Here is a 20,377-nt window from a genome sequence, read left to right as displayed (position 1 = left end):
ATTGTATCATTATTATTATATAGTTCGAGTAATATATTCTTATAGTAGAGGGGACTTTAATGGTTAAAACTGCTATTATCTTAGCTGATAAAGAAATAATAGATTTAGAAATACAGCCTTGCTTACTTTCTTTTTCAAATGAGAATATTTTAACAAGTATGTTAAATACGTTAGAAAATTTGAATTTCACTAAAATTATAGTAATCACTGGATTTCAAAGTGTAGCAATAAAAAATAACTATAAAACAAAAGGTAATATCACTTGGATTCATAATACAGATTATATGGATAAAGAATCGATGCATTCTCTTTCATTAGCTTCACAGTTCATTACTCAGGATTTTCTTGTACTAAAAGGTGATTTAATTATCCCATCACACATTATTCAAGCAGTTACTGAAAACACTGCTCCAATTGTAACTGCTATTAGTGATTTAACAAGTTCTAATGATGAAAATTTTGTAGAAGTAGATACAGATTTTGACTTAACTGACCAATCCAAAAATACTAAGCAACATAGCGCTATTAATGCAAATACAATAGGAATTGCAAAAATAAGTTATGCTCTTTTTAATGCAATGTTAGATAAATACTCTATGGAAAACATTTCTATGCACAAATACGAACAGATTATGATACACCTTCAAAATGAATATCCTATCCATTGCTTACATTTTGATAATACTCCATGGATTAATATCAATGATTATAAATCATATTGTAAAGCACGGGATAATATCTTTTTTGCAGTAAATTTATTTAATAAAAACGTACGTATTGTCAAAGAAAAAATTACTTCCATTATTACAGAACCTATAGAATATATATCTTTAGTTGGTGGGATGACTAATAATAACTTCAAAGTAACAACGTTGAAAAATACATACTTTGTTAGATTATCTGGTTCTGGTACCGATTCATTAATTAATAGAATGTATGAACCATATAATATTAATTTAATTCAGGATCTAAAAATTAATGCACCCACTTTACTCATTGATGGTTCGGATGGCTTTAAAATAACAGAATATATTCCGGATGGTATTACTCTTTCAAAACATACAGCTCGATCGCCAAAGAATTTAAGAAAAGTTGCATCACTGTTACAAACATTACATCAATCTAATGTGGAATTTATTAATGAATTTAATTTTATAGAAGTTTTAGAAAAATACACAAAATTACTACAAAACCCTATTTCTTATAATAATTACGAACAAGTACTAAATAGTATAAATTATATTAACAATCAATTACTAATTGACTTCGAATATTGTCAGGCCCCTTGCCACAACGATTTAGTACCTGAAAACTTATTGCTGGATAAACAGAACAAACTGTTTTTAATCGACTGGGAATATTCAGGTACAAATGACTACTATTGGGATTTGGCATCTTATCTATTAGAATCCGAATCTAGCAGAGAAGATGAGTATATATTCTTGTCTCTTTATTTTAATCGCTCACCGTCTGAACAAGATTTAATCAAAATAAAAATTTATCAGGCATTTCAAGATATACTTTGGGCTGTATGGGCTTTAGTAAAAAAAGAAAGCAATGTAACCGATTTTGAAATTTACGGTTTGCAAAGATATGAAAGAGGATCGAAAACACTAAGGGAGCTTATTCAATATGTCTAATGCTCACTATATTAAAGGTTTATGGTTAGGTTTATTTGGTGGTATTCTATGGGGAGTTGATACTGTATTTATAGGGCTCCTATTAGATCAACCTTTACTTGACTCATCCATTTTTTTTGCTCCTTTAGTGATCACATTTTTACACGATAGCTTTTCAAGCTTATGGATACTTGTTTATATCATTAAGCAAAAATACTTAAGTGATTTAAAAAATATTATACATAATAAAACAAGTCTAGTAATCATATTAGCAGCTTTTTTTGGGGGCCCTTTAGGTATGGCTGGCTATATGATGGCTATTTACTATATTGGACCTTCGTATACTGCCATCATCTCCGCTACCTATCCAGCTGTTGGTGCGTTTTTAAGTGTATTATTTTTAAAAGAAAAACTGACATTTAAAACGGGAGTTGGTCTAAGCATAACTATATTTTCTACAATGGCTTTAGGCTTTACTTCTTCAGAGTCAAATACTAACCTTATACTCGGCTTTTTTTTTGCGGCTTTATGTGCTATTGGTTGGGGAGCTGAATCTGTTATAAGTGCGTATGGAATGCGTGATAATATTATTCCAGTTATTGCGCTATATTTAAGGCAAACAACATCAGCTGTTATTTTTGCCCTCATCATTATTCCACTTATTGATGGCTATGAAATTGTAAAACTAATTTTTAGCAATTCCTTAGTGTTATATATTTTTATTACGGCTCTTGCAGGTACCGTATCTTATTTATTTTACTATACTTCCATCAATAGCATTGGACCAATAAAAGCGACAGGACTAAATATTAGTTATTCTGCATGGGCAATACTAATTAGTTTATTTTTAGGTTTCAGTGTATCACTTAGAGAACTGGTCCTAGCCTGTATAATTATTAGTGGGTCTCTTTTAACAACTAATAGGCCACAAGACTTTTTTCAACTTTTAAAATTTAACAGAAAGGTATTGTAATATGAATGCAATTATTTTAGCAGCCGGGCTCGGCTCACGTTTTGAAGAATACACAGAGAATAATCATAAATCATTATTTCCGATTCAAGGCACTCCTAATATTGAAAGAACAATTCTTTTTTTGATTGATGCTAATATTTCACCGATTTATATCATAACAGGTCATATGTCTGATAAATTCAATTATTTGAAAAATCGTTATATCCAAGTAAAGCTCATTAATAATCCTTATTATGAAATATTCAATAGTATATATACTTTTTCATTAGCACTGCCACATTTCTCAAACTCTTGGGTAATTGATGCAGATACTGTACTTACAGAAAATATCTTTAAAATTAAAGTGACAAGCAGTACGTACTTTACAATATTACGAAATTCAACATCTCTAGAATGGTGTCCAATTGTACGTAATAACAAAGTAGAAGATATTATAATAACTAACGAAGCTCGATCTTCTTTATCTGGTATTTCCTATTGGGATAAAAAGGATTGCTTAATACTAGAAGAAGTTTATAAAAAATATATGACTCAAAACTATTTAACAAATCCAAAGTTATATTGGGATGATATCGCAAAAGATAACCTGAACATGCTCAATGTTACGGCAGTGAATGTCCCTTCTAACTCATTATTTGAAATGGATACAATAGAGGAGTATCGTGCAATTATCAAATACTTAAATGTAGAGCAGAATAAGTATTACACTTAATTGTTTTTATTCCAAATTATTAGCTATAAACGGTCATGAAAAAGTCAAATAGCGTCTTCTGATAAAACCAGTAGGCACTATTTGACTCTTATGATTATTATTGTACACCCTTCCTCATTTTCCAATCACAATACAAAAAATCTTCTTCTGTATCAATATCTAAAGAGTGACTTTCGGACATAACATATCCTATTGTTTCGTCAGTAATAAATGTTTTTTTATTTTGTAGCCAGCTTACTTTAGCAACATATACTGCGCCATTCAAAGCATAGACTTTCGGTAAATCCTGCCTTCTAGAAAAGAATTCATTTGTTAAAAGGGGGCTTAATTGTTCTTTCTCCTGCATCGTATACATCCAGTATGGGGATGTATCAGCAATCGAAACACTAACACAAGCTGGTGATTTATTTTTAAAAATGAGTTCAATACAACCATCAATATCCTCAAAAGTTCGTAACGGAGAAGTTGGTTGCAATAAAACAATATAGTCAAACCCTGGGCACTGATCGACAACATGCAATACAGGCTCAATCCCGGGCGTATCGTCTTGTGCCAGCTCCAAAGGTCTTACAAAAGGGACTTCACAACCATATTGCTTAGCTACTTCTATGATTTCTGGATCTTCTGATGATAGAATTGTTCTAGTAATATATTTCGACTTTTTTGCTTCTTCAATCGTCCATGCAATCAATGGTTTGTCAACCAGTTTTCGAATGTTTTTACGTGGGACTCCTTTCGAGCCACCACGTGCAGGAATGATAGCTAAAATTTTAGGTTTCATTTATAAGACTCCTTTAATTCACTGTTTGCTCTATTAAAATCATCCATTTGCCCAATATCTAACCAATATTCATGAATAGGAAAAGCAGATGTTTTTTGTCTTTGTGTTATTAATCGCTCAAAAAGTGTGGGCATATCATAAAACTGGTCTTCTGGTATGTAGTCAAAAACTTCTGGATTCAGTACATAAATACCCGCATTGATAAAGCTACGGTGAGATGGTTTTTCTTTAATATCAATTAAATCGGCACCTCTTGTTTCAATCACACCGTAAGGAATTTGATATTCATACTCTCTTACGCACATAGTTGCAACCGATCTATGCTCTATATGGAATTGCATAAGTTGATCGAAGTTGATTTGCGTGAGCAGATCTCCATTCATTACAAAAAACGGTTCTACAGGCCTATGCTCTAATAAAGAAAGAGCACCCGCTGTTCCCATACGTTTATTTTCCTCTACATATTCAATCGTTACTCCAAAAGCTTCACCATTTTGAAAGTAATCTTGAATAACCTCCTTTTTATAATTGACCGAGAAAATAAAGTTCGTATACCCATATTGCTTAAATCCTTCAATAATCGTTTCTAAAATTGGTTTATTCCCCACTTTTAACATTGGTTTCGGTATTTCATTTGTCAGAGGTCGAAGTCTGGTACCTAGCCCACCAAGCATTAGCACAACTGTATTTTTATTAATGGATTGTTCAAATTTATCCATAAACAAAATATTTACAATCCTATTCTGCTCATCAACTATTGGTAGCTGTCTCAACTGTTTAGCACTCATTATCTGTTTATATTTATAAGGCTTGCGTCCCCTTTTAGCACTCGTTGGCTTAGCATTCATAATGGATGTAATCGGTACATCTAAACCTTCACCACGTAAAATACCTCTACGAATATCCCCATCTGTCACCGTACCAAGTAAATGGCGTTTTTCATCTACAACAATAGCAAACTGTAAAGAAGATTCATCTATAATTTTCATCGTGTCTAACAGTGTTTGATTGCTCGTCACTAAAACCTTTTCCCATTGCTTCATTTCATTTACACTTCCTTCGCAGGCACCCCTAATGCTGTTGCCCCATCAGGAATATTCTTCACGACTACTGATCCGGCACCGATTAAACAATTTGAGCCAATTAGTATACCTTGTATAATCGTTACACCTGTTCCAATATGTGCTCCTTGTTGCACATGTATAGCCCCTGATAATTGTGATCCTGGGGCGATATGTACATGTTGCTCAATCCTGCAGTCGTGATCAATTAATGCCCCCGTATTTATAATAGTATTATCGGCAATTTCTGTGTTCGTTTGAATAATAACCCCGGCCATTATTTGAACACCTTGTCCAAGTTTGACTGAAGGTGCCACAATAGCTGAAGAGTGTATAATTGATTTAAATTTATAGCCCCTATCAAAAAAATATTGAAATATTTTCCTACGCAAAGGAGATGGCTGTACCATTCCTACCCCTAAAACTAACTCAATATCCGAAGGCGAATATTTAAATACCACTTCATCATTTCCTAAATAAGGTAATGAAAATTGATTCTTCTCTATTGTAGGAGCAGTAAAACCTAACATTTTTTCTCCATGCGTTAGCAAAATTTCCGTTAACACGGATGCATGTCCACCGTTTCCAATGATTATAATCGGCTTACTCATCTATAAGCTCATCCTCATCGTATGACTTTAAAGCACCCTTCCCTATATAAGACCAATATTTAGATGGAGCGATACCGCTTCCAGGCCTTTTTATAGTCAAATTGCTAGCAGAAAACACTTCACCAATCTTAATAGGCCTTTTTGCAACTAAGCTTTTTCGTGCTGGCATACGATTTTGAAGCTCTGTAGTTGTCGGTCTTTTTACCCCATCTCCAAGTGCCTGTTCTATTTCTCGTATTCCACCAATCATTTCCTTTAGTTCATCTGGATTTAAAGAAGCTATATGGTCTGGTCCTTCTAATGTCTTATCTAATGTAAAGTGTTTTTCTATCACTTTTGCCCCCAAACTAACAGCTGCAATCGATATACGTATTCCTTCAGAATGATCAGATAAACCTATCGGTAATCCAAAAATCTCCTTCATTTCGCTTATTGCATTTAAATTAATAGAAGAAGCTGGAGCTGGGTATTGTGTTGTACAATGTAGAAGCGTTACATAGTGTTGTAACACCTTTTTTGCTTCTTCTGTATGATAAAATTGCTGCACAGTTTCCATTGTCACAGCATCTAAAGGATTCGCTAAACCACATGCGATAAACGCTAATGCTTCGTGAATTTCTTCAACTGTTGCCATACCTGTTGACAAAATAATTGGCTTACGTTTTGTAGCCATATAATGAATAAATGGGGCATTTGTTAATTCCCCAGAAGGAATTTTAACTTTTTCAACAGCTAGTTTATCTAGTAAAAAATCGACACTTTCAAAATCAAAAGGTGTCGATAAAAATGCGATATCTTCTGTTTGGCAAAAAGCTTTCAACTCTTCAAATTCCTCATAAGTTAACTCTAACTTTTTTAACATCGCAAATTGTGACGTAGCCTCACCTAAATTATCTACTTGATAGTCGGCTTGCTTTGCTTGTTTTGTTACTAAGTTTTCCACCTTAAACGTTTGAAACTTTACTGCATCTGCCCCAGCTTTTTTTGCAACCTCTACAAGCTTCTTCGCCATTTCTAATGAACCATTGTGATTGACTCCTGCTTCTGCAATAATATAAGTTTTGTTCATAAATCGTAGAACTCCTTTTTTATAGAAAATGACGATAATTCCTTTAAAATAGTCATAATTTTTTCTGACACTTGACCTTCCCCAAAAATGTAGTCATATTCACCATTAAACTTTCTAGCTTTTTCAATAGTAGAATAAATTTCCTCTGTATCAAGCGCTGTATTAAACACTGAATTTGGTTGTTCCCTACCTTCCTGTCTCATTCCACAATTTACTGTCGGTGTCTCTAAATAAGGAACTTCAATTATTCCGCTTGATGAATTGCCTATTACTACTTCTGCATGCTTTACTGCACTTAAATATTTTAACTGTCCTAATGAATCGTATAATTTTGCATTTTTATGTGTTAATGTGAATTCGTGAATAGCTTCATTAATCATCCTCCCTCCATTGTCCGCATTTGACTTCGTAAAGAGTAAATTTACATCTGAATAACTCTCTAACGCCTTCAGCAACTTAAAAATCCCATCTGTTTCACCATTTGTTTCGGGATGATACGTAATTAAAAACATTGTCAACTGTTTATCTAGCTGAAGTTTCTCAAATAGTTCTTCCTTTGTCATCAAATGCAAATTTAAAATATTTTCTATCCCAATCGCACCAACATTAAATACACGCTCTGGGGATTCACCTAATTGTATAACACGGTTACGATGTGATTTTGTACTAGTAAAATGCCATGTGGCCATTTTACTAATTGAATGGCGAATTGCATCATCATATGCGCCAAAAGTACATTCACCACCATGAATATGAACTATTGGAATTTGCATAATAAGTGCAGTTTGAGCAGCAGCTAGCATTTCGAAACGGTCGCCTAGAAGAATAATTAAATCTGGTTGTAAACGTGCAAGTACATCAGCAAAACCAATGGTAGCAAGCCCCATAGATTTCACTACACCTGTAGCGGTGTCTGCTGAGACAAGTATCTCTACTTTTTCATTTATTATGAATCCATCATTTTCAATCTGTTTATAAGTACTGCCGAACTCTGGTGATAAATGCATACCTGTAACTACAAGTTGCATTCGAAAATCTTCACTTTTCTGAACTCTCTCCATTAGAGGTTGTAATAAACCATATTCTGCTCTTGTAGCCGTTATAAAGCAAATTTTCACGTCGATTCTACCTCATTCATAATTTAATTGATTACAATCTATTCGATTATGCCAAAAGTTTTTGCCTAATGTCGTCAAACCTTTCTGCGTAGTAAACCCTGAAATGAAACCATTTTCTCTCAAAATATGTAGTAGTTCCTCTTGCATTCTAGTTGCTTTTTCTCCGCCCCCAAAAGAAGGTGTATACAATTTAATTTCTTTATTTAAAAGTTTTTCAAAATGATTTTTACACGGTTTAATCTCTTTATTATAAAAGTCTTGAGCATTCCCATCATAAGGTATATGTTTCACACAATGAATACCAATAGACATACCAGCCTTATCCATTTCGATAATTTCTTTCTCGGATATATAAAATTCATCTATAAACGTATCTAATGATCCATAAATAGAAATCACTTTTTCCTCTAAAAAAGCTCGGCTCTCATCTTCTGACCAATAAAAATTGAATAAATATTTAACAAACCTTCTATACTCATTTTCTTCATAAGAGTAAATCTCACTTTTATTTTTAATTTCATCTTTATCTACTTTTAAAGAAACTTCTTCCCAAATTTCTTTATCATTAAAATAAGATAGGGTCGTATGAACTAAATGAAATATAGGTACTTGCCTTTCAACTAAAGGCCCTGACATTAGAGTAAAATATCCTGGCACCTCTAATTCCTTCAAAATTCTAAATGCATTTTTATATTGATCTTTTGTTGCATCGTCAAAAGAAATAATACATTTCGGTTTGGTAGTAGGCTTATTCATATCCTCTGGTTTAATAATTTCGTAATATTTTTTTGCCCATTCCACTTGTTTTTTAAATTCATTAGGAGAAATGGGGACACTTCCTTTCCATTGATCTGGTTCCATTACATAATGATACATGATAACTAAGTCCTTCATGACTATACTCCTTTTTAAAAATAAACTCATAACTTATATATAGCATAAGTTATGAGTAGAATTTTAGGCTTTATTTATTTTAGACTCAATTAGATTAATTAATTTTCCTACCACTTGAAATTCATCTGACATCATTTCATCATCAGAGAAAGTGACATTAAATTGTTCTTCTAAATTACATACAAATTCAACAATACCAAAAGAGTCAATATACCCCTCTTCGATATAGTTTAATTTATCCAAATCAACTAGATTATTTATACTATGTTTTTCTTGTAAAGCTGATAAAACATAATCTCTTATATTCATTATAAATACCCTCATTCAATAATATTGTCAATAATTTGTGTTCTTAATAATTTACCCATCGCATTTTTAGGTAGTCTTTGTACAAAATAAATATTTTGTGGTAGCTGATAATCAGCCAAATTTTTCACACAATATCGCTGGACATCTCTTATTGATAAATTAGTATCTTTTTTCAAAACAATAGCAATAGCCACTATTTCTCCTAATTTCCTATCTGGATATGCAAACGTAGCACATTCTTCAATTTCAGGTAATCGTCCTACAACTTTATCAATATCTGTTGGGTATACATTAATTCCGCCAGTTATTATAAGTTCTTTTTTTCGACCTGAAAAGTATAAAAAGCCATCTTCATCTAAATAACCTAAGTCACCTGTTTTAAAGTAGCCTTCAATAATATTTTCATCAAATAAATCACTTTGTCCATAATATCCTTCACATATTAATGAAGTTTTACAAAGGATTTCTCCAACTTCATATGCTTTCGCCACCGTATTATCGTCTTTTAATATTTGAATACTTGCTTCTGGTAAAGATCTTCCTACAGAATTTTGCTTACTATAGGCTTCCTTAAAATTGATGCTCGTTACTGTTGAACTTTCTGATGTACCGTACATTTCATGGAAATCACACATTAATCTATCAATCAATTCTTTTCGAATATGGGTTTCTAACAGTGCTGATGAAGAAACAATGCATCTTAACGAACTAATTTCATTCATTTCAATTTTCGGAAGTTCGCAATTTATTTGATTTAATTGCGCGGAAACTGCAATCGTAAATGTCACACCTTGTTCTTTAATAGTCTCTAACCATCTTTTCGGTGTGAATCGAGACATTAAAATACTAGTTCCACCTGCTAGCAAAGGCATTAATACCAATCTTTCAGCCAAGGAATGATACAAGGGAGTTGCTGCTAGTACTCTATCATACTCCGTCACTCCATATAAATTATAGTGGGCTTTAATACGTTTATATTTATTTTCTTGTGTCAATAAAATTGGCTTTGGAGCTCCAGTCGAACCTGAAGTTAATGTAATAATAAAGGATTCTTTTCCATTAACCTTCTGTACATACGGTCTAGATTTTGAGCAATTATCAATATCTAAAAAAGAAATTTTCCCTTCCACATATGCATCTAAACAAAATGATTGACCTTTTAAATTTAAGTTTCTATACTTTTCAAAAAATCTTTTTGTAGCAATAATATGTTTTACTTCCGCTGCTTCAAAAGCATGTATAATCGCTTCTTCAGGTAAGGTTGGATTAATTGGAACTAAGCCTATACCATTATTTGCAGCTGCTAAAATTAAAGCTACAGAAGTAATATTATTATACATAGGTATCCCAATATGATCACCATATTCAACATGATTTTCTAATAAAAAATTAGCGTATTGATTTGTTAAGTTTGCTAAGTCTTTATATGTGATACTTTCATCTTCACACCAAACAGCTAGCTTGTTTTCATTTAACTCAGCCTTTTCAAAAAACAAATCTGCTAGTAAATTTACCATTTCCCTTTAATCCCCAATCAAAAATTTACTTTACTTCCTATTTCAGCTGACATGTATGCAGCGTATGTAACTTTGATTGTGTCGTATGCTAATTTAAATCCAGATTTAGGATCTCTATCATAATAAATACATTCCATGAAATCCTGCATTTCATCTGTATAGCCTCTAATAATTTCATCTGCAATGAAAGGTTTATTCCATCCTTGTTTACTTGGTAACATCTCTGATAGATAGACATTATCCAATCCATCTTCATCTAAAAAGTATGTTTCCATTAAATCATTTAATGTTATCGTACAATTAATAGCAGCATCGTTACAATAAAGTTCTACATAATTTTTACTGCCACCTAAACAAACATCTGTCGCAATAACTACTGCTTTAGAGCCATCTGAAAATGTTATAATAACGGTCCCCATATCTTCCACATCGTTAGGTCTTGCCATAATATGACGATGCTCATAATCCGTTAAAGATGGCGTAATTCTCGCCATATCTCCAAATACACTTTCTACGCTAATATTAGTTCCTCTAGCTTCTGCCTCTTGTTGCTTCAACCATAACACAGCAGACAGTGGGTGAGAACCTGTTCGAATAAATGTGCCTCCCCCTGTTTTCGACCACTCACCTGCAACTGGTGAACTAGAGCCCTTTAGACTTTCTTCACCTTTCATATACAAAATACGACTTTTTTTCGCTTTAATAACTTCAGCTGCTTTGACTACCGCTGGTGCATATACAAAATTTTCTGCGTACATAAACTTTTTGCCTGATGTTTCAACTACAGCCTGCAATTTTTCTAATGACTGTAATAATTGATTAAACATTTCGACTTTAGACACTGTATTACCAACCGGAGCTGGGTCTTCTTCTCGTCCAAAAAATCCAGAAAGAGGTTTTTCACAAATAACATGTTTTCCTGCTTCCATCGCACGTATAACCATATCTTCATGAACATATGGAGGAGTACATATATCAATTACATCAATTTCTGGATCATTAATTAAATCTTCAAAATCATAGGAAGCAATTTCAAATCCATATAAATTTTTCGCAGGAATTAACTGTTCTTCACGCCTAGCGACAATTGTTTTAAATCGCAATGGGATTCCACTTACTCGTTGAAGTGCTTGCATATGTAGTTCTGTAGCACGCCCTGCCCCAACCAAACCTATTACAATTTTCTTCACTGCTCCCATCTCCTTTTCATTTATTTAAGTCTACTTTTTGGAATTGCATAACAAACTGTTTCTTGATCGACCAATTCCGTATAATGTCTTATGTAAAATGTATAATTTTCATTATATGATTTAATCAACAAAGGAATTTTATAAAAGTCTTTTAAGTCATGATACAAGCAAATTGCTAATAAAGGAGTTTGCTCACAAATTATTTTCTTTGCACCTATTAATGCGTTTTCTTCTGCTCCTTCAATATCCATTTTTATAAATGTGATTTTTTCTTCACTTAGAATATTGTCTAAAGTATCTGCTTCAATCTTCACTTCTCCACAAGATATAACATGTCCCGCCGTCAAATTTGATTGGAAATACAAAGTTTCCTTTTTATCCCAACAAGCTAGATTATATATCTGGACATTGCTATAATTATTATTAGAAACATTGATTTTTAGCTTTTTGAAATTGTCTGGATCTGCTTCAATCGCAATATACTTTTTATAATTTCCTTTAGAGACATCACTAAATATTTTTAATGTATCTCCATCAAAACTTCCACAATCTACAAAAACTTCATCTGACATTAAATCTATTAAATTTTCTTCAAAATATTGCATATGTGCTTTAGAATTAATACCAGAAAGATATTTATTATCTAGTGTTAATTTAGAATTTATTATTCCAACAAATATTTTTTTAGAAAACTCATCATCTAACATGTTATATACTTCGTTATAACTAGATAAATTCTCCATAACAATATCAGTTGCATACTTTTCTTTAAATGTATAATAATCTTTGGCAATTCCAAAACATCTAATATCTATATTTTCCTCTTTAACACCCATTTTTAATAATTTAGGTTTTATTTCACTTAAAAACATAGAAGCAACAATTATTTTATAGTTGGCTTCTTTTTCCAATTCCTGAATTAGTACTGTAGGTGTAATAATTTCGCATCCGTTTTTTTCTTCTACGATACTAGTAACTTTATTATCAACAAAATATTTGATATTTTCTTTTAACCCTTTACTCTCTAGAAAACTATAAACTAAATCGGCCCCTACTCCAGACCCCCATATAATTATTTTACTTTCTAAATATCGCTTACTGTAATTATCTATTATTTCATCCCAATTACTTTCTAATAAAAGCTTTTCATGAAGTGACATTATATTTAATTTCCTTTCTATGTAACTAAACAATTTAAGTTCAATAAAACTAATTTTAAAAACTAAATATGCCATTTAAAATAACAGCAGATAAGTAAGAATTACAACTATTTAAATTTCCTCTAAGCTATTGTGACTTTTTTAATTATTTCTTTCATATATAGTTAGTTACTACTTTTGTCTATCTTGGTTATCGAATAACAAACTATTTCAACATTGAATTTGGTCTGTCTTGATCCCCATCAGCTTTAAAGAATTTAGTATTTGGTAACTTGTGGTGTACCCATATATCTACATTTGCTTGTAAAAATGGCTCAAAGTAGTTCGGAATCACATTCAAATCTTGTTCATCGCGTAAAGTAAACCCTGCATTTGAAATATATGTATTTTCAAATCCATATACATAAAAATCTATATATTCAACATTCCGTTCTACTAACATATCTTTAAATTCTTTATGTAGCCCCTCAAATAAACTTTCATCACCTAAATAATCTACAATTCGAATTACTTTAGCATCATTTTGGATAACTTCTCTACAAACTACTAAGGCACCTACTTCGTTTTCACATTCAACTCCATAGATATCATATTTATAATAAGGATGCTCAAAATAACGTTTATTAAAGTACCATGAATCTTTATATGGAATTGTGTCCAAACTATCCATATCAAATTTACTTTGTACTTCTTGTATTGAATTTAACCTAATTAACCGTACTTTTTTTTCAATTTTATTTATAGAGTGTTGAAATTTATTGATTTGAGCTATCTTGAAATTTGTTATACTATCACTTAAAAGGTAAAAATGTTGCATTTTCCCTACAGATTCTTTAAAAAACATTTTTCTCAAAGGAATAGTTGTATTTGGATTTGCACCATTGCCAATCTGAGTTCTACAATTTGTTAAATCCATTACACGTTTAGCTAATTCGACACCTAAAAACGGTGTGTTCTCACGAGTATCTACTACTTTCCACATGCTCCCCCAAATATCTTTTTTATTTAAATCTGTTGTTTGTGAGCAATTTAAAAAACCAAAAATTCCTTCTAATGATCCTGTTCCTTTATCAATCGCTAAAACAAAATTAACATCATCTTCATTTACATATTCATATTCAAATAACTTTCGATCAGTTGCCATAATATGACCTTCACGCCAATGCTCATTTAAAAATGTCATAATCATTTCAATATCTGAACATTTCGCTAAACGTATTTCATATCTTTCATCATATTTATTCATTATCTCACCTCAATTGGCGTACTTGGAATATTAATAACTCTTTGTTTTAATCGTTCTGTTACTGCTAAATCCATCTTTGGACATTGTATAAACATCTCTAGTTCATGCATCGGTGTCCATATTGGTCGACTCATAACCCCTTGCTCATTTAAAAAACCTAATATTTCATCCCGATTATAGTGTTCATCTAACAAAATTGCTTGTAGCCAATAATTACTTTGAGTATTAAAAGGTTCTCTAAATAATCGTATTCCTTCAAAATTCGCCACTAGATTTTCATAAAATTTCGTTAAATTTCGCTTTTGCTTAATATACTCTGGCATTTTTTCAAGCTGTGCACAACCTAAAGCAGCATTTATATTAGGCATGCGATAATTAAAGCCAATTTCATCATGTATAAACTCCCAACGATGTGGAACCTTTGCTGTCGTTGTTAGATGCTTTGCATAATCTGCAAGTTCTTCATCATTTGTTAAAATAGCACCGCCACCGCCTGTAGTAATAATTTTATTCCCATTAAAACTCATGGCGCTTACTTTCCCAAATGTTCCTGTATGCTTCCCTTTGTAGTAACTACCTAATGATTCTGCTGCATCCTCGATAAGTATCAGCTTATATTTTTCACACAAGGTAATGAGTTCATCCATCATGCAAGGATGACCAAATGTATGCATTGGCAATAGTGCTTTAATACGGCGGTTTGTTTGCTTGTTATATAGTTCACCTTGGCGCAATTCAGCAATTTCCTCAAGATATTTTTCAAGCTTAAACGGGTCGACACCTAATGTCTCCTCATTCACATCGACAAAATGAGGGATGGCTTGCAAATAGGACACAGCATTTGCCGTTGCAATAAAAGTTAACGATGGTAATAATACCTCGTCATTTGACTCTACTCCTACTATTTTTAACGCAATATGCAATGCAGCAGTACCATTAACTACTGCCACGGCACGCTTCACACCTACAAACTTCGCTAAATCTTCCTCAAAACGTGTAACATAAGAACCAACTGAAGATACCCAGCCTGTTTTCACACAGTCTGTTACATATTCTACTTCTTTTTCATTAAATGTTGGTTCATGTAATGGTACAAAATTTTTTCTATACAGTTGATTAATGTTTTCAGCAAATTTTATCCATTGTTTATTCATATATTATAAACATCTGCCTTATATCGAGATAAATTCCTAGGATTTGTAAACCATTCGATTGTTTCTTCTAAACCTTTTCGGAAGCCATCTTTACCAGCATAGCAAGGCTCCCAACCAAGCAGCTCTTTTGCTTTTTTATTTTCCGCCCATAAACGTTCCACTTCACTCTTTTCTGGGCGAAGGCGTTGTTCGTCTGTTTCAATTGTTAAATTGACGCCCATTATATTCGCAATCATTTCAGCCGTTTCACCAATCGACACTTCATAATTCGAACCTATATTAATAGTTTCACCAATTGATTTGTCTGAGTTCATTACTGAAATAAAACCTTGTACTGTATCTTTCACATAGTTAAAATCACGCGTTGGATCAACGGCACCTAGCTTAATTGTCGTTTTACCACTTGCTAACTGACTAATAATTGTTGGAATCACGGCACGTGCTGATTGACGTGGTCCATATGTATTAAATGGGCGGATAATGGATACTGGTGTATCGAACGCACGATAGAACGATAATGCCATCTGATCCGCACCAATTTTTGAAGCTGAGTAAGGCGATTGTCCTTGTAATGGATGTTCTTCATCTATTGGTACATATAATGCCGTCCCATACACCTCACTTGTCGATGTGTGTACTACTTTTTCTACTCCTAGTTCCTTCGCTGCCTGTACAACATTCAATGTACCTGTAACATTTGTATCGACATATGTTGCTGGTGAGTGATATGAATATGGTATTGCGATAAGTGCAGCTAAATTTAATACATGTGTACAGCCCTTCATCGCTTCCTTTACACCGTAAGGATCACGAATATCACCTGAGAATACATCAAGTTGAGATTTAATTTCTTTTGGAGATTGATCCAGCCAGCCCCATGAATTAAATGAATTATAATAAACAAAGGCCCGCACATCATAGCCTTGACGAACTAAATCTTCTGTTAAATGAGAGCCGATGAAACCATCAGCACCAGTTACTAATATTTTTGATTTCAATCTCTTCATCCTTTTTAATAATTTTTACAGACAATTTCTTCAAAAGTTTTTTTATCTATTAATGGAACCTGATTTATTTTTGCACCTTTTTCGGCTGTATTATAAACATTAAGTTCCGAGTCTTTCATTTTCTCATTAAACCATTGTAAAAAAACCTGAAACATCGCGTGTGTGTTAATAACACTGTCATCATTTGCGACAATTTTTCGAAATTTCTCTTTGGAGCCTTCAAATACTGAATTAGTAAGAACAGCATGTGTTTTATCACTTTCAAAACCTAAGTCTAATCCAAACAAAATTACATGCTTATACCCCAATGCCTCTATTAAGCTCAGTGTAGCCGTTGCAACAGATCCACCCGTCTCTATCATCGGATAATTATATTTTTTGGCTACTTCTTCTGCCTTAGTGTACCCTTCCTGATACATTATATAGCGTGGACCTTGATGCAATTTAACACTACTATGATTTGTTGTACTTAAATAGTATAAGTTCCTAGTAAAACCACTATTGTCAATTTGGGATTTTATCACATCATTTGCATCTGTTAAAACAATGGCAGTAGGAATAATTTCATTCATTAATAGCTTTTTTAACACTGTTCCTACTGCAAAAATATCTATTTTTTCTTGATATATTTTTAGCCAATCTATTGTTTTGTCTAATGATGGTCCCGCAGCTACTAGGCAAGCCACTTTTTCTTGCCGCGTTTTCATAAACGAAACATCGCCTAATAAACAATTTAAATGGAAATTCTCCTGCATCTTGTCAGCATTATTTTTGTAAGAATTTTGTGTTATTTTTATAATTTCTAATGAATTAAATAAAGGATGTGTTTCTCCAATTGCAGTCAACCAACTGTTGGGAATAAGTACTTGAAATGATTTAAAGTCTTTCCCCTTTAAAGTATTGACTATTTGAATATTATCTACTTTCCACCAACCATCGTTGTTATTTTCATAAAACAACGATAATTCTTCTTGATCAAAATAATAAACAACAATTTTTTTGTTTTTCGTACAATTGATTAATGATTTCAAATGATAGCCTAAGCCTAATCCAATTAGCAAATAATTATCTACTTTCATATCTACTTCAGCTTTTATCCACTTCTCAACACTCTCAAGAGGTCTATAAGTACTATAAATAGAGATGTTATTTAGTTTTAATGTTTTTTCATTATTTTTTGCATGTTTTACTTCCCATTTCATAAACATAGTACTATATGTTCAATGTCACTTGTTTCGATTCGCTAAAAAATGTTGCTATTTCATATTCAAATAAATCCGCGACCAATAAGTAATCTTTATTTTCTAATCCTTCATTTATTTCGATAAAAAATTCTTTAATTTTATCGATATCCATTTCAGCATTCACTCCGCCTGCATTTAATAACTTATTTGCTTCCGTAATCCAAATAACCCCTTCAGAAAAATTACTAATGGCCTGTAATGCCTCAGCAATATTATCTTCTCTTAAATTATTTGCAATATATTCCGAACCAAACGGAATTTTCCCTAAATACTCGTTATAACTTTCTAATACTTCTAAGATTTCTCTTTCCATTATTACCATTCCTATCCAAATATATTTTCAGCCTCTTTAGTTGCTTCTAATGTATAACGCTTTGATTTTTCAATAACCTCTAGTAATCTAGTATATAACTCTAAATTTTGATTAAATACCCTTTTATAGCTTTCTTCAGGTTTTTCATTTGGTACTTTCTCATAATTTCTTAATACATCAATAGTTATTGGCCCAGTTATATATTCAATTGAAAGCTCAATAAACGCTCTCTTTAATTTAGCGTCTATTTTTTCAAGACCTCTCAGTACTTTTTTATCAAAATAAATCGTCGAATTGTTTGTTTTTAAAAAAATAATTGCATTTTTAATCTCTTTAATCACGTCATCATATATTTTTATATTTTTATTCATTATACTGTAAAAAAGTTTGTAATCTACCTTCCTACTTTTAACTTCCGAATTCATATTTATTATATTACTGCTATCCACAAATCTCTCAACAAAAGTTCGAAAAGGCAGTTGCTCTATTCCTTCAATTTTCACTCCACCTTCAGTACAATTATAGATTTCATTATCATTATTGTTATGATAATGAAGCATTTCAAAGCCTTTTTTCATTGACAAAAAAGAGTAATCTGTTAACACCTTATCCCCATAATAGCCCTCTAATTCAAATGTTCGTCTTTCTTGTTTGACGGTATCATTAATCTCAATAAAATGTTTATTACTTTCATCATGTGACTTATTGTCCGTATATGCTAAATCTTGTCCAATCATAGCAATTGGTCCAGTTGTTATATAGCTTGCTATTGAATAACAAAAATTAGCCACCGATCCTCCACCAAGAATCAATGGTAAGTCAACGTCAAATAACTTTTTAATTTGCTCTCTATACTCAACATTATTTGCATCAACAAATGCATACTTTTCATTCTTACATTCATATTGAATTTTGTAATTACTTGTAATTGCAAAAATCAATTTTGATTTTATTTTACCAATATCTTTAAAATGATTATAATTTGCTAATGATCCATCAACAGTGACAATATAATCTGGCTCTATTTCATTTTTTAATAACGAATTGACAGTCGATCCAGCAGCAATTAAAATCACGTTCTTTTCTATTTCTTTTAATAATGGTAGTTGTTTTGTTAAAGAAGGTCCCCCTGCTGCAACTATCACTGGACAAGTATAATACTTATTCAATGCTTCTAATGATATACCTGTATATACATTAGCTAAATTATGAATTGAATTTTCTTGCCATGAATCCGCAAAATATCTCACTGTATTTTCAGTTACTAAATTAAGCATTTGTACATTTTTAATTATTTGCAAAACCATTTTGTATTCGTTTTGAAATAATTTCTCGTAGTTTGGAGAACATACTACTTTTACTTTTTTACTTAATTGAGGTAATTGATTTGCAATATAAGTTTCAATTTCTTTCTCGTCTATTTTCTCAATAACATGATGTGATTTATCATCCTGGTCTAATAACGAAAATATCGGATCAATAATTATGAGCTTAGAAGGGTCATCAATTCTCTTTAATAATGCATCCTTAATATAACCTAATCCAAAACCAAATAATACATAAGCAAAATTCGGTTCAAACTCTTTTTCTACTATTCTATCCGCCTCTTTTATAGGATCATACTTACTATGTAATAATAGTCCATCCACGACTACTGTTTTTAAATTATTTTTCGATGATAAATATTCAATAATATGTTTTACCAAAACCTTCACCTCCTATTTTATATCGTCATTTTCTAGGAAATATGAACAAAATGTAAGTATGTCTTTTGTTAACACTTTTAATTTTCTTCATTTGTTTAATAATTCATCAAAGTTAGCTACAAAGTTAGAACCTAATAGACAAATTTCTTTATTGATTTGGATTAAATCATCCTAACACCGATAGGATAGCAATGTATTCAATAGTGTCATAAGGCATCATTCCCAAATTGGTGTTTTTAAATTGTTTAATCGCTACAATGATACCAAATCTAGAAAGATTCCTATACTTTGTTTGGAAACCCTTGATACGAGGCGTAAAATTATGAAATTAACTCATTTAATATTAGTCGGGATACGTTCAACGATATGAATGATGAGGAGCAGTACGCATCGTCTTTATAGAAAACTACGCAAACTAAAGCGATATTTTCAGTTAAATAATGTCCGTCATAGAACAGAAAGAAAAGCTAAACTTCATTACTACCTGGTGACGTTTATTTATAATGCCTGTAAGTTAGCAGTGGATCGTATGAATGCTTTATACAAGTACAAACTCAATGTAGAAAAAATAAAAAAAACGTAGGTTTACTTAATAGGAGCAGTCTAAGCTCATAAAAAGTATGATTTATGAAACTGATAATCGAGTAGGAGGGAGTGATTAACTCCCGACCTCTCACACCACCGTACGTACGG

19 protein-coding genes are annotated in these 20,377 nt (G+C 32.0%); 3 read left to right on the top strand and 16 right to left on the bottom strand.

What is annotated here, in order from left to right:
- Window positions 1-59 precede the first annotated feature (59 nt).
- Genes QRN68_RS14365 through QRN68_RS14355 form a run of 3 tightly spaced genes read left to right on the top strand, consistent with a single transcriptional unit; the run spans window position 60 to window position 3,304 of the window.
- Window positions 60-1,640, top strand: coding sequence for a phosphotransferase (locus QRN68_RS14365; RefSeq protein WP_285397578.1), 1,581 nt, complete (start codon window positions 60-62; stop codon window positions 1,638-1,640).
- Window positions 1,633-2,592: a DMT family transporter gene (locus QRN68_RS14360; protein ID WP_285397577.1), complete on the top strand. Its 960-nt coding sequence runs from the start codon at window positions 1,633-1,635 to the stop codon at window positions 2,590-2,592. Before QRN68_RS14365 ends, QRN68_RS14360 begins: the two co-directional genes overlap by 8 nt.
- Window position 2,593: 1 nt before the next feature.
- A complete protein-coding gene (locus QRN68_RS14355; protein WP_285397576.1) occupies window positions 2,594-3,304 on the top strand; it encodes an NTP transferase domain-containing protein in 711 nt (236 codons plus the stop codon).
- A 97-nt stretch (window positions 3,305-3,401) separates the two neighbouring features.
- On the opposite strand, the gene QRN68_RS14350 is transcribed toward QRN68_RS14355, so the two are convergent.
- From QRN68_RS14350 to QRN68_RS14275, 16 genes are all read right to left on the bottom strand, one after another.
- The gene (locus QRN68_RS14350) at window positions 3,402-4,085 is read right to left on the bottom strand and encodes an acylneuraminate cytidylyltransferase family protein (RefSeq protein WP_285397575.1); all 684 of its coding nucleotides are present in this window, start codon (window positions 4,083-4,085) and stop codon (window positions 3,402-3,404) included.
- Window positions 4,082-5,128: a nucleotidyltransferase family protein gene (locus QRN68_RS14345; RefSeq protein ID WP_285397574.1), complete on the bottom strand. Its 1,047-nt coding sequence runs from the start codon at window positions 5,126-5,128 to the stop codon at window positions 4,082-4,084. Before QRN68_RS14345 ends, QRN68_RS14350 begins: the two co-directional genes overlap by 4 nt.
- Before the next feature lie 5 nt (window positions 5,129-5,133).
- Entirely contained in the window at window positions 5,134-5,757 is a 624-nt protein-coding gene (locus QRN68_RS14340; RefSeq protein ID WP_285397573.1) for an acetyltransferase, read from the bottom strand.
- Entirely contained in the window at window positions 5,750-6,826 is a 1,077-nt protein-coding gene (gene neuB / locus QRN68_RS14335) for an N-acetylneuraminate synthase (RefSeq protein ID WP_285397572.1), read from the bottom strand. The genes QRN68_RS14340 and neuB overlap by 8 nt, the downstream gene beginning before the upstream one ends.
- Window positions 6,823-7,950 (bottom strand): UDP-N-acetylglucosamine 2-epimerase, encoded by a 1,128-nt coding sequence (neuC, locus tag QRN68_RS14330; protein WP_285397585.1) that lies wholly within the window; start codon window positions 7,948-7,950, stop codon window positions 6,823-6,825. The genes neuB and neuC overlap by 4 nt, the downstream gene beginning before the upstream one ends.
- A 6-nt stretch (window positions 7,951-7,956) precedes the next feature.
- Window positions 7,957-8,838, bottom strand: a complete 882-nt coding sequence (locus tag QRN68_RS14325) for a polysaccharide deacetylase family protein (RefSeq protein ID WP_285397571.1) — start codon at window positions 8,836-8,838, stop codon at window positions 7,957-7,959.
- A gap of 63 nt (window positions 8,839-8,901) precedes the next feature.
- A complete protein-coding gene (locus tag QRN68_RS14320; protein ID WP_285397570.1) occupies window positions 8,902-9,147 on the bottom strand; it encodes a phosphopantetheine-binding protein in 246 nt (81 codons plus the stop codon).
- 11 nt (window positions 9,148-9,158) lie between these two features.
- The gene (locus QRN68_RS14315) at window positions 9,159-10,664 is read right to left on the bottom strand and encodes a class I adenylate-forming enzyme family protein (protein WP_285397569.1); all 1,506 of its coding nucleotides are present in this window, start codon (window positions 10,662-10,664) and stop codon (window positions 9,159-9,161) included.
- A 17-nt stretch (window positions 10,665-10,681) separates the two neighbouring features.
- Window positions 10,682-11,854: a Gfo/Idh/MocA family protein gene (locus QRN68_RS14310; protein ID WP_285397568.1), complete on the bottom strand. Its 1,173-nt coding sequence runs from the start codon at window positions 11,852-11,854 to the stop codon at window positions 10,682-10,684.
- Window positions 11,855-11,874: 20 nt separating this feature from the next.
- Entirely contained in the window at window positions 11,875-13,089 is a 1,215-nt protein-coding gene (locus tag QRN68_RS14305) for an FkbM family methyltransferase (RefSeq protein ID WP_285397567.1), read from the bottom strand.
- 130 nt (window positions 13,090-13,219) lie between these two features.
- Window positions 13,220-14,260, bottom strand: coding sequence for a hypothetical protein (locus tag QRN68_RS14300; protein ID WP_285397566.1), 1,041 nt, complete (start codon window positions 14,258-14,260; stop codon window positions 13,220-13,222).
- Window positions 14,260-15,414, bottom strand: a complete 1,155-nt coding sequence (locus tag QRN68_RS14295) for a LegC family aminotransferase (RefSeq protein WP_285397565.1) — start codon at window positions 15,412-15,414, stop codon at window positions 14,260-14,262. Before QRN68_RS14295 ends, QRN68_RS14300 begins: the two co-directional genes overlap by 1 nt.
- Window positions 15,411-16,412, bottom strand: a complete 1,002-nt coding sequence (locus tag QRN68_RS14290; RefSeq protein ID WP_481817452.1) for an NAD-dependent 4,6-dehydratase LegB — start codon at window positions 16,410-16,412, stop codon at window positions 15,411-15,413. The genes QRN68_RS14295 and QRN68_RS14290 overlap by 4 nt, the downstream gene beginning before the upstream one ends.
- Before the next feature lie 14 nt (window positions 16,413-16,426).
- On the bottom strand, window positions 16,427-17,623 hold the full coding sequence (locus QRN68_RS14285; protein WP_285397563.1) for a 6-hydroxymethylpterin diphosphokinase MptE-like protein: 1,197 nt from the start codon (window positions 17,621-17,623) through the stop codon (window positions 16,427-16,429).
- Window positions 17,624-17,633: 10 nt separating this feature from the next.
- Window positions 17,634-17,978, bottom strand: a complete 345-nt coding sequence (locus QRN68_RS14280) for a DUF8042 domain-containing protein (protein WP_285397562.1) — start codon at window positions 17,976-17,978, stop codon at window positions 17,634-17,636.
- Between the two features lie 11 nt (window positions 17,979-17,989).
- A complete protein-coding gene (locus tag QRN68_RS14275) occupies window positions 17,990-19,684 on the bottom strand; it encodes a motility associated factor glycosyltransferase family protein (protein ID WP_285397561.1) in 1,695 nt (564 codons plus the stop codon).
- Between the last annotated feature and the right edge of the window lie 693 nt (window positions 19,685-20,377).

Source organism: Lysinibacillus sp. fls2-241-R2A-57 (assembly GCF_030209535.1).
Taxonomy (GTDB): domain Bacteria; phylum Bacillota; class Bacilli; order Bacillales_A; family Planococcaceae; genus Lysinibacillus.
This window is presented reverse-complemented; position numbering and strand designations above follow the sequence as displayed.

Coding starts and splice junctions, on each gene's coding strand:
- QRN68_RS14350 (WP_285397575.1), bottom strand. CDS start 4,085: ATGAAACCTAAAATTTTAGCTATCATTCCTGCACGTGGTGGCTCGAAA.
- QRN68_RS14355 (WP_285397576.1), top strand. CDS start 2,594: ATGAATGCAATTATTTTAGCAGCCGGGCTCGGCTCACGTTTTGAAGAA.
- QRN68_RS14340 (WP_285397573.1), bottom strand. CDS start 5,757: ATGAGTAAGCCGATTATAATCATTGGAAACGGTGGACATGCATCCGTG.
- QRN68_RS14280 (WP_285397562.1), bottom strand. CDS start 17,978: ATGGAAAGAGAAATCTTAGAAGTATTAGAAAGTTATAACGAGTATTTA.
- QRN68_RS14305 (WP_285397567.1), bottom strand. CDS start 13,089: ATGGCATATTTAGTTTTTAAAATTAGTTTTATTGAACTTAAATTGTTT.
- QRN68_RS14320 (WP_285397570.1), bottom strand. CDS start 9,147: ATGAATATAAGAGATTATGTTTTATCAGCTTTACAAGAAAAACATAGT.
- QRN68_RS14315 (WP_285397569.1), bottom strand. CDS start 10,664: ATGGTAAATTTACTAGCAGATTTGTTTTTTGAAAAGGCTGAGTTAAAT.
- QRN68_RS14325 (WP_285397571.1), bottom strand. CDS start 8,838: ATGAAGGACTTAGTTATCATGTATCATTATGTAATGGAACCAGATCAA.
- neuB (WP_285397572.1), bottom strand. CDS start 6,826: ATGAACAAAACTTATATTATTGCAGAAGCAGGAGTCAATCACAATGGT.
- QRN68_RS14295 (WP_285397565.1), bottom strand. CDS start 15,414: ATGAATAAACAATGGATAAAATTTGCTGAAAACATTAATCAACTGTAT.
- QRN68_RS14300 (WP_285397566.1), bottom strand. CDS start 14,260: ATGAATAAATATGATGAAAGATATGAAATACGTTTAGCGAAATGTTCA.
- QRN68_RS14365 (WP_285397578.1), top strand. CDS start 60: ATGGTTAAAACTGCTATTATCTTAGCTGATAAAGAAATAATAGATTTA.
- QRN68_RS14345 (WP_285397574.1), bottom strand. CDS start 5,128: ATGAAGCAATGGGAAAAGGTTTTAGTGACGAGCAATCAAACACTGTTA.
- QRN68_RS14285 (WP_285397563.1), bottom strand. CDS start 17,623: ATGAAATGGGAAGTAAAACATGCAAAAAATAATGAAAAAACATTAAAA.
- QRN68_RS14360 (WP_285397577.1), top strand. CDS start 1,633: ATGTCTAATGCTCACTATATTAAAGGTTTATGGTTAGGTTTATTTGGT.